Genomic DNA, 13,328 nt, shown 5'->3' with positions numbered 1-13,328 from the left:
TAACACGCGTCATCTTGCCGTCATGCAGGGCGGCGTCTGCCGCCTGAACGCCAACCGTATAGCGTCCTATGCCGACAATATCGCTTTAAAAATCATCATCTCGAGATCTGTTCAAGCGCCATATCGCGCGTCTTTGGGCCCATGAAGCCGATCGCGAGCATGACCACGATCATCGCCCCGGCGATAAACACGAACACGCCCGTCGTTCCCGCCGCCTTCAGCACGCCCGCGATGAAAAACGACGTGAAAATGGCCGAAAAACGGCTCCACGAATAGACGAATCCAACGGCGCGCGCCCGGATGCTCGTCGGGAACAGCTCGCTCTGATACGCATGGAAACTGTAGGACATGATGTTGCTGGCAAGCGTGAGTCCCACGCCCATTGCAACCAGGAGCGCCGCGCCCGAGACCTGGCTGAAGACCAGTCCGCACACCACGATCATGCCGGCCATCGCAACGATCACGCTCTTGCGCTCGAATTTATCGGCGATGAACAAGCCGATGATCGGCCCGACCGGCGCGGCGATCGCGATGATCGTCGAGTACATGAGGCTGGTCGTGATGGTGATGCCCTGCCGGATCAGAAGCGTCGGGACCCAGTTGGCGAAGCCGTAGAAACCGACTGTCTGAAACACGTTGAAGATGATCATCATGGTCGCGCGTTTGCCGTAGGGCGCGACCCACATGTCGCTGAACGCACCGCGCGTGCTGACGGGTTCGGGCGCGGCGGGCACAGGCAACGGCCGGCCGTATTCCTTTTCGACCCTGGCTTCCAGGGCGGTCATGATGGCGTCGGCTTCCGTCAGCCGGCCTTTTTGCGCCAGCCAGCGCGGACTCTCGGGCAACGCGCGGCGGATGAACCATACGAACAGCGCGCCGTGTGCGCCGATCAATACGACCCAGCGCCAGCCATCGAAGCCGAAGGGTTTGTTCGGGACCAGCGCGTAGGACAGGAACGCGACCACCGGTACGGCCATGAAGCCGATCGCCTGTTCGCACGCAAAAGCGCGTCCACGAATGTGCTTCGGCACGAGTTCCGAAATGTAGGTGCCGATGGTCACCAGTTCGACGCCGATCCCCAGGCCCGCCATGAAGCGCCAGAAGTTGAGGCCGCCCGCGGTGTCCTGGAAAGCCATGATCACGTTCGCGGCCGTGTACCAGAGCAGGGAGTAAGTGAAGATCGCGCGCCGCCCGAAGCGATCGGCGAGAAACCCGCAAGCGATCGTGCCAATGAAAAGCCCGAGAAACAGCGACGCGATAAAACTCGCCACGCCCGTGAAGCCAAACAACCCGACTGTCGTCGATGTCAGGATTCCGCTGTTCACCAGCCCGGGTGCGACGTAGCCCGAGTACAGCAGGTCGTAGAGTTCGAAGAAGAAACCGAGGCTCAGCAACACGACGAGCGTCCACATGGAACGGGTTGCAGGCAAACGGTCGAGCCGCGCAGAAATCGACCCCGCCGATAAAGAGCCAGCTGTGGTCTGAGGGACTTCGTTTTCCTGGCGGGTGGTCATCGATTCATGTCTCCGTGGCGTGGCCGCTTTGTTTTGGCGCCGGCGCGCATTTTAACGGTCAACGTGCCAGTTTGTTGCAGATAATGAAGATTCCAGGGCTGTGGCCTGCCTCCCGTTTGGTGCCAAAATTTGAGATAGTCTGTCCCCGCCCGTCACGCTCACTGCCGAAACCGTGCATCAAGACGCCTCCTCGCCCGCCGCGAATGAACCCGAACGCATCGACATAGCGGTCATAGGCTCGGGCTTTGCCGGTCTTTGCATGGCGATCCGGCTGAAACAGGCCGGCATGAACGATTTTTTCGTGGCCGAGCAGGCGGCGTCGCTTGGCGGCACATGGCGTGACAACCATTACCCTGGCTGCGCCTGCGACGTGCAGGCCCACGTCTATTCGTTCTCGTTCGCGCCGCATCCGGGCTGGACGCGGCTATACGCGCCGCAAGCCGAGATCCGCGCGTACCTTGAGGATTGCGCGGCGCGGTTCGGTATTGGAGCGCATTTGCGTTTCAACGAAACGCTGCAACGCGCCACCTTCGATGAACCCACGCAACGCTGGACCCTGCGATTTTCAACGGGCAGGAAAGTGTCGGCGCGCGTGCTGATTGCGGGGATGGGCGGGTTGTCGCGGGCATCCGTTCCGGCAATCCCGGGCATCGATACATTCGAAGGACCGTGTTTCCATTCGCAGCATTGGGATCACGAGATGCCGCTGGAAGGCAAACGGATTGCTGTGATCGGCACGGGCGCGAGTGCGATCCAGTTTGTGCCCGAAATCGCGGGGCGCGTGGCGCATCTCGACGTGTTTCAGCGCACGCCGCCGTGGATCATGCCGAAGAACGACCGCAAACCGGGCAAGCTCGAACGATGGATCCTGAAGCACGTTCCGTTCGCGCAATGGCTGCTGCGCGCGACGCTTTACTGGATGCTCGAAGCGCGTGTTTTGGGGTTCGTCGTGCATCCGGCCCTCATGAAAGTGATCCAGAAGGTCGCTCTCAGGCATCTGCACAAACAGGTCGCCGATCCTGAGCTGAGACTTGCGCTCACACCGGATTACACCATCGGCTGCAAGCGGATCCTGATCTCGAACGACTATTACCCGGCGGTATCGCGCAGCAATGTGTCGGTGGTGACGCAGCCCATCGTGCGCGTGGAACCCAACGCAGTTGTCACCGCCGATAACGTCCGCCACCCCGCCGACTGCATCATCTTCGGCACCGGCTTCCAGGTCTCGAAGCCCTTCACGCGCGGCGTGATAATCGGTCGCGGCGGCGTTCGCATCACCGATACCTGGCGCGACGGCGCCCACGCTTACCTCGGCACGACGCTGCCGGACTATCCGAACTTTTTCATGCTCGTCGGTCCAAACTCAGGCCTCGCGCATAACTCGATGGTCTACATGATCGAATCGCAAGTCACCTACGTCATGGAAGCGCTCACTTATATGCGCGATCGCGGCGTGGCGAGCATCGATGTAAAGCCGGAAGTCGAAGCCGAGTACAACGTCCGTATCCAGCAGCAATTGAACCGCGCGATCTGGGCAAAAGGCGGCTGCAAAAGCTGGTATATCGATCCGGCTTCAGGCAGGAATACCGCGTTATGGCCAGGCTTCAGCTGGAAATTCCGGAAGGCGTCGAGCGCGTTCAAACCAGACGAATACATCATGCAGCCGGCGATTTCACGTACCAATGTATAGGTCACGTTTTTGTAACGCGCCGAAGCCGCGCGTATACTTCGGCGAAATGTCTTTTGCCCTTCGCGTTCGCCACGGGCGCGGAGATCGGACCAACAAGGCCGCGTCCTTCATGGATGCGCGTATCGAGGATACTGAGAATCGCCAGCATGAGAAAGCTCCGCTCGTCCCCCGCCGCTGTAATCGGATTGTTAGCTACCGCCTCCTTTTTCTCTCTTGTTCACGCGCAGGAAGCGCCGGACCCATCGAAGGAAGACTACGCGTATCTCACGCGCATGCACGTTCCCCAGCCCGTGATCCGCTGCGTCGCCGCTTTCGACAACTGGGTCGCGCTTACGCCGAAATACGACACCTTTATAGTGCCGGACCGGCGCGTGTTGAACGCAAGGATCGACGACGACACCACCGTCTTCAGCGCGGGCAATCCTGTTCCGGTCGATGAAGTGATCATCATGCGCGCCTTTGCAAAAACGCGCGGCCATTCGCAGTGGACTCGGCTCGATAGCCGTTGCGGCGTGAAAGACGGCCGCGTGGTTGGTGTTTCGCTCACGCCAAATGTAAAGCCGCAGATCGTTCGGTAACAGCGCGGGCGCCTGCGCCCTTTTGCGTCCTTTCCTGAATATTTCCAAGCATACGTTTCCTTACAAAGGCACACGGCTTGTCATTTATCTAATTGCTAAATTGATTTCACGGGATTCACTTGGAGAAACCGATGAAACGATTAGCGATTCTTGCCGCACTTGCAGTGGTCCTCGGCAGTTCCTTGGGCGGTTGCATCGTAGTTCCGGATGGTGGCGGATATCACCATCACGACTACTACGGCCGCTACTAGCACTGACGACCCGCGCATCGACGGCATTCATAACTGACAAAACGCGAAGGAAACCATCATGTTGAAACTCAAGAAAGGCTTGTTGCTTGCATCGCTCGCTGCTGCTGCCGTGACGAGTATTGGTGTATCGAACGCGGCATCCGCCGATGAGCATTTCCGCCCCGGCTACGTGCATGTCGACAGCCGCGGCTGGCACGGCGACCGTTACTACGATGGCCACCGGTACTGGGAACGTCGTGAATGGGAACGCCGTCACGCGCCGCATCACTATGCGCCGCCGCATCGGTACTATTGATTGCGCGGGTCGAGTAAAAAAGCCAGGGGAAGTCCCCTGGCTTTTTTATTGGTGCGCGTATGGCTCATGCGCCGGTCGAATCGCGCCATCTGCGGGTATCGCGCAGAGGCGGCGCGCCGAACAAACGGCTGTACTCACGGCTGAATTGCGACGCGCTTTCATAACCCACGCGATGCGCCGCCGTGGCTGCATCCGTCATGTCGATCAGCATCAGCCGGCGCGCTTCCTGCAGCCGCAACTGCTTCTGGTATTGCAGCGGGCTCATGGCCGTCACCGCCTTGAAATGATGATGCAGCGACGACACGCTCATGTGCACGTCACGCGCGATCGATTCCACACGCAGCGGCTGGTCGAAGTTCTGGCGCAGCATCATGATGGCCTTCGCGATGCGCTGCGTCTGACTGTCCTGCAACGCAATCTGGCGCAGGCGCGCTCCCGAGCCGTTCATCAGGAGCCTGTAGAGGATTTCGCGCTTGATCATGGGCGCGAGGATGGGGATGTCCTCAGGCGTGTCCATCAGGCGCAAGAGCCGCAGCACGGCATCGAGCATGGGCGTGCCGAGGCGGTTCACGTAAAGGCCGCGGGTGGCGTCGGCGTGAGTGGGCGGCGGCAGGCTTTCGTCGCGTATCAGCGCGGTGATTTCTTCCACGTCCATGTCCAGCCGAAGTCCAAGATAAGGCTTGTCTTCGGTTGCGCCCGTCACCTGCCCCATCACCGGCAAATCCACCGATGAAACCAGGTAATGCATCGGGTCATAAACATAGAGTTCGTCGCCGACCATGATCCGCTTGGACCCCTGCGCGATCAGGCCGAGCGCCGGCGTCTGCATGCCGTGGCTCGGACCGCCGCAATGCACGATCCGATGCACGTGCAAACCCTTGACCGCGGTCTCGTGTGAGCCCTCGTGGTCGGCGGTAAGCCGTTCGAGCAAGGCGACGAGGTCGAGGCGCGCGTGATCCAGGCCGGGGTCGAGCGGCGCGGTATCGTGACCGTTGACCGGTCCGCGTTGTGCCGACTGATCCGGATGGTCGGCATGTTGTCTTGGATCGATGGCGGAATCCGCCGTCTCATTCAGGGCCATGATTCGCATTCAGTGAGTTGGCGTCTGCGCGGCAAAACGGGCAACAACGGCGCCGGGGGTGAAGAAGGATAACCGTCAGCCGGACTTCAATGATGCATGCAGTTTGCATGCAATTCGCCTGTTTGCGGATACGTGAGGCGTTTGAAGTGCTGCCGGTGAATTGCACTCAGCTTACTCGCGCGCGGGCGTTTTCGCCCAGCGCCGCACGTGGCGTTTGCAGAATCGGGCAATGATCCGACAGGATCAGGCTAGCCTTTCGGCATATCGCAGGCAGATACTGGATTGTCGCGGCCAGCCATCGCCGCGCCGAACGGGCGTTCGGTGCGCAAGCCGCGCACGCGGTCCACGCATTGCGCATTCGTAATCCCAGTGCGGCGGTGTGGCAGTGCGCGCCGGCCGCACCATCCAAGGACGAATTCTAAGGAACCCAGCATGCGCAACAAAAAATTTGGCAATACCGGCTTGTTCGTCTCAGAACTCTGCCTCGGCACGATGACCTTCGGCGAAGGCGGCATCTGGACGAACATCGGCGGGCTGCAGCAGGCGGACGCGGACAAACTCATCGGCCGGGCGCTGGACGCGGGTATCAACTTCCTCGATACCGCCGATGTCTACGCCGACGGCACCTCCGAAATCATGACGGGGCAGGCGCTGAAAAACCTGAAAGTGCCACGCGAGAACGTCGTGGTCGCGACCAAGATCCACGGCGAAACCGGCACGAAGGGCGTCAATTCGCGCGGCGCGTCGCGCTTTCATATCATCGATGGCGTGAAGGCGAGCCTAAAGCGCCTGCAACTGGATCATATCGATTTGTACCAGTTGCATGGTTTCGATCCCGCCACGCCCATGGAAGAAGCGCTGCGCGCGCTCGACACGCTCGTGCAGCATGGTCACGTGCGGTATGTCGGCGTATCCAACTGGGCGGCCTGGCAGATTGCGAAGGCGCTGGGGATTTCGGAGCGGCTCGGGCTTGCACGCTTCGAATCCCTGCAGGCTTATTACACGATCGCCGGGCGCGACCTCGAGCGCGAAATCGTGCCTATGCTGAAGAGCGAAAACGTCGGGCTGATGGTCTGGAGTCCGCTTGCGGGCGGCCTGCTGAGCGGCAAATACAAGCGCGACGGCAGTTCCAGCGAGCAAGGGCGCCGCACCAACTTCCAGTTCCCGCCGGTGAACATGGAGCGTGCGCACGATTGCATCGACGCCATGGCGAAAATGGCCGAAGCCAAGGGCGTGACGATCGCGCAAATTGCGCTCGCGTGGCTGCTGCACCAGGAAGTGGTGACCACGGTGATCGTGGGAGCGAAGCGGATCGAGCAACTCGATGACAACATCGCCGCGACCAACGTCAAGTTGAATGACGACGAACTCGCCGCGCTCGATGAAGTCAGCCAACTCGCAAGCGAATATCCGGGCTGGATGCTGGCACGTACGGGCGAGTACCGGTTGAACCAGTTGAAGGAATCCAACGGTTAATCCTTCCGGGAAGGGTCGAACGGCAAGGTCATGAGCACCGAGTCGTGATACTTGCCGTCGACTTTCAATGCGCGCGGTTCACGCGCGTATTCCACGAATCCCGCCTTCCGATAAAGCCGCAACGCCGCCTCGTTGTCAGGCGAAACGGTCAAGTGAATCTCCTCGACCACGCTGCGAGCATGGTCCAGCACGGCCTGAACCACGGCCGCGGCGAGACCCGTTCCGCGCGCCACCGGGCGCACGTACATGCCATAGAGCGTGCCCTTGTGCCTGACCTTCGCCCCATGCGGCACGATCAGGCCGGCGGTACCGTCCAGACTCTCCGTGTTCGCATCGTCACGTTGTAAAAACCCGCCGAACACGGCTGCATCCGTCAGCCGTTGCCCGAACCACGAAAGCGGTTTGTCCTTCTCGTCTTCGTACGCGGAGCCGAAGCCATCAGGATGTTGCTCGAGGCCTTCCAGCCTGAGTTCGCGGTACGCGGCGGCATCGGCGGAGGTAAGACGACGGATCGTGAATGACATGGGCGTCCGGCTCGAGGAATGTGCGAACGCGCAGTGTCGCATGCACGCCTCGAGCTTTGAAGACGCACCTCAAATAATCGGCTTGCCGCCCGTCACGGCGATCGTCGCACCGGAAATATAGCTCCCTTCATCCGATGCCAGCAGCACATACGCCGCCGCCAGTTCGGCTGGTTGGCCAGGGCGCTTCATCGGCACTTGCGAGCCGAAGTTCTTGACCTTTTCGGGGTCCATCGTCGATGGAATCAGTGGCGTCCAGATCGGCCCTGGCGCCACGCCGTTCGCACGAATGCCTTTCTCGGCCAGCAACTGCGCAAGGCCGCCCGTGAAGTTCTGGATCGCACCCTTGGTCGTCGCGTACGCGATCAGGCCGGGATTCGGAGCGTCCGCGTTCACCGATGTCGTGTTCACGATCGAACTACCGGGCTGCATATGCGGCACGGCAGCCTTGGTGATCCGGAACATCGCGCCGATGTTCGTCGAGAACGTCTTGTCCCATTCTTCGTCGCTGATCTCCTCCAGGCTATCGTAGGTCATCTGGTAGGCGGCGTTGTTCACGAGGACATCGACACGCCCGAAGGTCTCGACCGTTTTCGCCACGAGCGCGCGGCAATGCGCGTAATCAGTGATGTCGCCGGGTAGCAGCAGCGACTTGCGCCCGGCTTCCTCGACCCATCGCGCGGTCTCTTTCGCGTCCTCGTCTTCGTCGAGGTAGGAGATTGCAATGTCTGCGCCTTCGCGCGCAAACGCAATCGCCACCGCCCGGCCAATGCCACTGTCGGCACCGGTAATCAACGCAATCTTGCCCGCGAGCTTGCCCGCGCCCTTGTAGCTCTTTTCACCGTGATCGGGCTGCGGGTCCATCGGCTGTGTGTGGCCAGGCTGCCGGTTTTGCGGTTGTTCGGGGAACGGCGGTTTCGGGTACGAGATCAGGGCCATTTGCGTTGCTCCAGATAGGGATGAAAGATGTTCAATCTCAGCAAGCACCGGACCCAGCTACGCCCATGACCTTTATCGACTATCGGAATATTGTCTATCTGCGCTATCGCGTTGCGCGATATGGTGCACATCCGCAGACTCTCTCCACAATCAAAACAACGCATAACGGAGACAATCATGCGTACACAAGTCGGAATCGTCGGAGCGGGTCCTGCCGGCCTGCTGCTTTCTCATCTGCTGCATCTGCGCGGTATCGAATCGGTCGTCCTCGAAGCGCGCAACCGCAGTGACATTGAATCCACCATTCGCGCCGGCGTACTCGAACAAGGCACGATGGACCTGCTCAACGAAGCCGGACTCGGCGCGCGAATGCGAGCCGAAGGCGCGGTGCATCACGGCTTTGAACTCGCATTCGAAGGGCAGCGCCGCCGCATTGCGCTGACCGAACTCACCGGGCATTCAATCACCGTCTATGCCCAGCACGAAGTGATCAAGGACCTGGTCGGCGCACGCGTGGCAGCGGACGGCGTGTTGAAATTCGGGGTTTCAGACGTGTCATTGCATGATTTTGAATCAGCGGCAGGCACAAGCCGGCCTCGCATCAAATACTCACACGAAGGCGATGCACACGAGCTCGAGTGTGACTTCATCGTGGGTTGCGACGGGTCTCAGGGCGTTGCGCGTGGCTCGATGCCACAAGCGCAGCGGCACGATTACCAGCGCATCTATCCGTTCGGCTGGTTCGGAATCCTGGTGGAAGCGCCGCCCTCGTCGAACGAACTGATTTACGCGCGTCACGACCGTGGCTTTGCGCTGATCAGCACGCGTTCGCCGAGCGTGCAGCGCATGTATTTCCAGTGCGATCCCAAGGATTCAGCCGATGCCTGGTCGGACGACCGCATCTGGGCAGAGCTTCACGCCCGTGTGGATACGCATGACGGCTGGCAAATTACGGAGGGCAGGATCTTCCAGAAGAATATTGTCGGCATGCGCAGCTTCGTCTCCACACCAATGCAATCGGGCAAGCTCTTCCTGGCCGGAGACGCTGCGCACATCGTCCCGCCGACGGGCGCAAAAGGCATGAATCTCGCCGTTTCCGATGTCCGCGTGCTGACCGCCGCGTTGCGTGCCTTCTACGAAGAAGGCACGAGCGAGCAACTGGATCGTTACACGGAAACCGCGTTGAAACGCATCTGGCGCGCGGAGCATTTCTCGTGGTGGATGACCCGGATGCTGCACAAGCTCGACGACACCTCGCCGTTCGAGCAGCGCCTGCAAGTGGCCGAACTGGAACACGTGACGACATCGCGCGCCGCCGCCACGGCGCTGGCCGAAAACTACGTCGGCAGCGTCGCGGTTTAAGCGCTGTACTTTGGCGATTCAGAGAACGGCGACCACGCGAACGTCGCCTTCCACCGACGGCACGATCTGCCCGCCCACACGCCGGAAGGTGATCGATACGGTCTTTTCGCCGACACGCAACTCGCCGATCTCGAGCCAGTCAATACCATCCGGCAGTTGCGGCCGGTCGATACGCACTTCGCCTCGCTCGGCATCGATGGCGATTCCCAGGCACGCTTCGAGGATCATGAACGGCGAACCTGCCGCCCATGCTTGCGGCAGGCACGCAACCGGATAGCCGATAGGACGCTCGCCGCGTTGCCGCGTGAAACCGCAGAACAGCTCGGGCAGGCGCATGTCGAAGGTGACGGCGGATTCGAACAGCGCCTGCAGCAGGCGTACTGCGCCGCTGCGGTCGCCGTATCGAGCGAGTCCGCGAGCGCACATGGCGGTGTCGTGCGGCCAGACTGAACCGTTGTGATACGACATGGGGTTGAATCGCGGCTGGCCGGCAGCGAGCGTACGAACGCCCCAGCCGGTGTGGAACAAGGTCGATTCCAGTTGCCGCGCCACGGCCTCCCCCCGGCTGCGCTCGACCAGGTCAAACGCCAGCAAGTGCCCCGCGTTCGACGACAACACCTTGCACAGCTCGCCCTTGCCGTCGAGCGCAATGCCGTAGAACTCCGACTCGGGCATCCAGAACATGGTCTCCACGCGCTCACGAATGTGCTGTGCGCGTTTGTCGAAGGACGCCGCGTCATCCGGCATGCCGCGTTGCCGCGCGAAACGGGCCATGGTTGCAAATGCCGTCGATGCATAGCCCTGCACTTCGATGAGCGAAATCGGGCCGATCGGGAAGCTGCCGTCTGCGTGAAACACCGAGTCGTGACTGTCCTTCCAACCCTGGTTGGCGAGCCCGTGTTCCGTCGCGCGCTGGTAGCTCAGCAAGCCGTATTCGTTCTTGTCGCAATGACCTGCGATCCACTTTGCCGCCAGTTGCAGCGAAGGCCACAATTCGTCGATAAGCGCCGTATCGCCCGTTCGCTCCGCATAAGCCCCGGCCAACGCAACGAAGAGCGGCGTGCTGTCCACGCCGCCGTAATACATTGCAAATGGCACCTCGCCGGTCGCAGCCATTTCGCTGTTGCGGGTCTCGTGCATGATCTTGCCGACTTCGGCATCGCGAAAAGCCGAGTCCTCACGCGCCTGGTTGGCTGCGAGAAAGCGCAGCACGCCGCGCGCAAGCGACGGATCCAGCCACAACATCTGCAGCGACGTGATGATTGCGTCACGACCGAACGCGGTCGAGAACCATGGAATCCCCGCATACGGATACGGTCCCGTTTCGAGGTCGGTGGTAAGCAATCCTAGGTCGGCCAGCGACCGGTCGATCCACTCGCTGAAGAGCGGATTGCTCGAACGCACCCGCGCGACCGAGCGGCGTCTGTCGCGCATGCGCCTGTGAGCATCGACCAGTGCCTCACGAATCGCCGGGCGGCCCGATTCCGGCGCGCATTCCGCACCTTCCTCGGCGATCTTCTTGCTTTCCGCGCTCGCATCGCTCAACGCATGCGTGAGCGCCGTTACCGACAGGTAAATCGACATGGCCGTTTCCGGCTGGATTCGCAACGCGTAATCGGCTCGGCTGACTGTCAGCGAATGCGGCGCGGGGGAGAACTGGATGCGCGCGGTCCGCTCGACTTCATCGAGACCCGTGTAGCGAAGTACCACTTCTCCGTCTTCGATGCACGGCTCGCGCATTTCCCCGCGTTTGGGACGCGTGGAACCGCGGACCTCGAACATGTCGTGAAAGTCGGCCGCAAAGTCGATGGACAGCGGCACCGTCGCTGGTTCCGTGCCGTAATTGGTCAATACAATGGCTTCGTGCAGCACGTGCCGCGACAGCACGCGCCGGCGCTCGATGTGAAGCACCCCTTCCGGCGTGGTCGCACCACCGATGGGGGGCAGCGGCCGATTGGTCATGTGCGCGGTAAAAACGGCGTTGTCGCTGGATACGCTCCCCGACAGCAGCGACGGCGCGCGGCCGCCGAAGGTCAGGCGAAGCTGCGACAGCACGCGGGTATCGTTGACGAAGAGGCCATCGTCGTTGCCACGAATGTCGCCGTTGGCGTCGTTCACTACAAACGTATTGCCCGCCTTGAGCACGAACTGACGCTCATTCGCATAATTCGAGTGTTCTGTTGCGATAAATGCGCCGTCAGTCACCGCGAGGGGCGTGGTGGGAGCAACTTCGCGCACACCGACCGTGCTGCGCACCGGATCGGGAAGGTCGTCGTGCGCGGGGCTACGGCCAGCGGCAGCGGCCTTCTGGTCGTCAAGCGACTGATTTGCCTGCTGTTGTTCCTTCGTTTCCATTACACCTTCCTGAAAAAGAGTTGCCTGGACACTCGGCTTGCCCGGCCATATCGGCCACCGTTGGCGGATTGTACGGCCGGAGCCTGCGAATCAATTTGCCGGGACCGGAGGCGTGCACGCGGCGGACCCGCTATCATCGACCGTTTTTCGACCGACGCTCACCCAACCGGTTCTCCAAGCTGCATGTCTTTCCCACATATCGATCTACTTTATTCGGCTTCTGGCCTCGCCGTCGGCTTTCTGGTCGGACTTACCGGCGTTGGCGGCGGATCGCTGATGACCCCGCTGCTCGTGCTGCTGTTCGGCATTCATCCTGCCACGGCGGTCGGCACCGACTTGCTTTATGCAGCCGCGACCAAGTCCGCCGGCACGCTGGTCCATGGATTGAAAGGTTCCGTGGACTGGCGCATCACGGGACGGCTTGCGGCAGGAAGTATTCCCGCTGCTGCCATCACGCTGTTCCTGCTCCACCGGTACGGCCTGAACACGCCGGCAGCCGCGCGGGTCATCCAGCTAGTACTGGGTTACGCGCTCCTGATCACCGCCCTGTCGCTCGTGTTCCGCCCGCAACTCGCACGCTTCGCCTACAAGACCGGCATGGCCCGCGAAGCTCGCGGCGGTGACTCGGGCGCAGCGGGCCGCGAAAAGCGCACCATCGGCTGGACGGTACTGACGGGCGCCGTCCTCGGCGTGCTGGTGTCGATCACCTCCGTGGGCGCCGGCGCGATCGGCGTCACGGTGCTTTTGCTGCTTTACCCTCGCCTCGCCACGGCGCGAATCGTGGGCTCGGACATTGCGCACGCGGTGCCGCTCACGCTGATTGCCGGCACGGGTCACTGGCTGCTCGGCTCGGTTGACTGGTCGCTGCTGGTTTCCCTGCTGGTTGGCTCCCTGCCGGGCATCGTCATTGGCAGCCTGCTGTCCGCCCGAGCGCCCGAAGTCTTGCTGCGTAACGTCCTGGCCGCGACGCTCGTCCTGGTCGGCATGAAGCTCGTGTTCAGCTGAAAACCGGGTAGTTCGATCGATAGTAGTCGCGAGACGTGACGCTTTCCAGTCGGCCGAATGGCATATGAGCTATGAACGAGATCATTTTCGCTGTCGCGATCTCGTTTTCACGTCATATGCCATTTGGCCGACTGTCGGAGATCGGCGGATACGTGCACGATTCAGGAGACGAAATGTGAGGAGCAGCGCGCCTGCGTTGCTTTGACTCTGAAAATTCGACACTATTCTTTCGCACGACCGAGCCGGGGCACCGCGAAGGTG

General features: G+C 61.3%; 12 protein-coding genes. 6 read left to right on the top strand and 6 right to left on the bottom strand.

The features are described 5' to 3' along the window. Nucleotides 1–95: 95 nt before the first annotated feature. Nucleotides 96–1,514, bottom strand: a complete 1,419-nt coding sequence (locus tag AXG89_RS21865) for an MFS transporter (RefSeq protein WP_062172387.1) — start codon at nt 1,512–1,514, stop codon at nt 96–98. A 172-nt stretch (nt 1,515–1,686) separates the two neighbouring features. Here AXG89_RS21865 and AXG89_RS21860 point away from each other — a divergent pair, with 172 nt between their 5' ends. After that, nucleotides 1,687–3,204 carry a flavin-containing monooxygenase gene (locus AXG89_RS21860; protein WP_062172386.1) on the top strand — a complete coding sequence of 506 codons (1,518 nt, stop codon included), beginning with the start codon at nt 1,687–1,689 and terminating at the stop codon, nt 3,202–3,204. Between the two features lies 1 nt (nt 3,205). Here AXG89_RS21860 and AXG89_RS42255 read toward each other — a convergent pair whose 3' ends face one another. Continuing rightward, nucleotides 3,206–3,352, bottom strand: coding sequence for a hypothetical protein (locus AXG89_RS42255; protein WP_162916100.1), 147 nt, complete (start codon nt 3,350–3,352; stop codon nt 3,206–3,208). Between AXG89_RS42255 and AXG89_RS21855 the strand changes: the two genes are divergently transcribed. Beyond that, complete coding sequence (locus tag AXG89_RS21855) at nt 3,351–3,782, top strand: BspC domain-containing protein (RefSeq protein WP_062002656.1); 432 nt, start codon at nt 3,351–3,353, stop codon at nt 3,780–3,782. The genes AXG89_RS42255 and AXG89_RS21855 overlap by 2 nt on opposite strands. A 309-nt stretch (nt 3,783–4,091) precedes the next feature. Further along, a complete protein-coding gene (locus AXG89_RS21845) occupies nt 4,092–4,328 on the top strand; it encodes a hypothetical protein (protein WP_062172385.1) in 237 nt (78 codons plus the stop codon). Nucleotides 4,329–4,392: 64 nt separating this feature from the next. Here AXG89_RS21845 and AXG89_RS21840 read toward each other — a convergent pair whose 3' ends face one another. Next, nucleotides 4,393–5,409, bottom strand: coding sequence for an AraC family transcriptional regulator (locus AXG89_RS21840; protein ID WP_062172384.1), 1,017 nt, complete (start codon nt 5,407–5,409; stop codon nt 4,393–4,395). 432 nt (nt 5,410–5,841) lie between these two features. Between AXG89_RS21840 and AXG89_RS21830 the strand changes: the two genes are divergently transcribed. Beyond that, entirely contained in the window at nt 5,842–6,885 is a 1,044-nt protein-coding gene (locus AXG89_RS21830; protein ID WP_062172383.1) for an aldo/keto reductase, read from the top strand. Here the strand turns inward: AXG89_RS21830 and AXG89_RS21825 are convergent. Together AXG89_RS21825 and AXG89_RS21820 are read right to left on the bottom strand one after the other, a co-directional pair. Then, complete coding sequence (locus tag AXG89_RS21825) at nt 6,882–7,409, bottom strand: GNAT family N-acetyltransferase (RefSeq protein WP_062172382.1); 528 nt, start codon at nt 7,407–7,409, stop codon at nt 6,882–6,884. The two genes, AXG89_RS21830 and AXG89_RS21825, sit on opposite strands and share 4 nt — an antisense overlap. Nucleotides 7,410–7,478: 69 nt before the next feature. Then, nucleotides 7,479–8,345, bottom strand: coding sequence for a glucose 1-dehydrogenase (locus AXG89_RS21820; protein ID WP_062172381.1), 867 nt, complete (start codon nt 8,343–8,345; stop codon nt 7,479–7,481). Nucleotides 8,346–8,522: 177 nt separating this feature from the next. Between AXG89_RS21820 and AXG89_RS21815 the strand changes: the two genes are divergently transcribed. After that, complete coding sequence (locus tag AXG89_RS21815) at nt 8,523–9,707, top strand: 4-hydroxybenzoate 3-monooxygenase (protein WP_062172380.1); 1,185 nt, start codon at nt 8,523–8,525, stop codon at nt 9,705–9,707. 18 nt (nt 9,708–9,725) lie between these two features. Here the strand turns inward: AXG89_RS21815 and AXG89_RS21810 are convergent, their stop codons facing one another. After that, entirely contained in the window at nt 9,726–12,062 is a 2,337-nt protein-coding gene (locus tag AXG89_RS21810) for an amylo-alpha-1,6-glucosidase (RefSeq protein WP_082771523.1), read from the bottom strand. Nucleotides 12,063–12,245: 183 nt separating this feature from the next. Between AXG89_RS21810 and AXG89_RS21805 the strand changes: the two genes are divergently transcribed. Further along, the gene (locus AXG89_RS21805) at nt 12,246–13,067 is read left to right on the top strand and encodes a sulfite exporter TauE/SafE family protein (protein WP_062172379.1); all 822 of its coding nucleotides are present in this window, start codon (nt 12,246–12,248) and stop codon (nt 13,065–13,067) included. Nucleotides 13,068–13,328: the final 261 nt, after the last annotated feature.

The organism is Burkholderia sp. PAMC 26561, from assembly GCF_001557535.2.
Taxonomy (GTDB): Bacteria; Pseudomonadota; Gammaproteobacteria; order Burkholderiales; family Burkholderiaceae; genus Caballeronia.
Note: the sequence above shows the minus strand (reverse complement) of the source record. Positions and strands in the feature narration are given on the sequence as shown.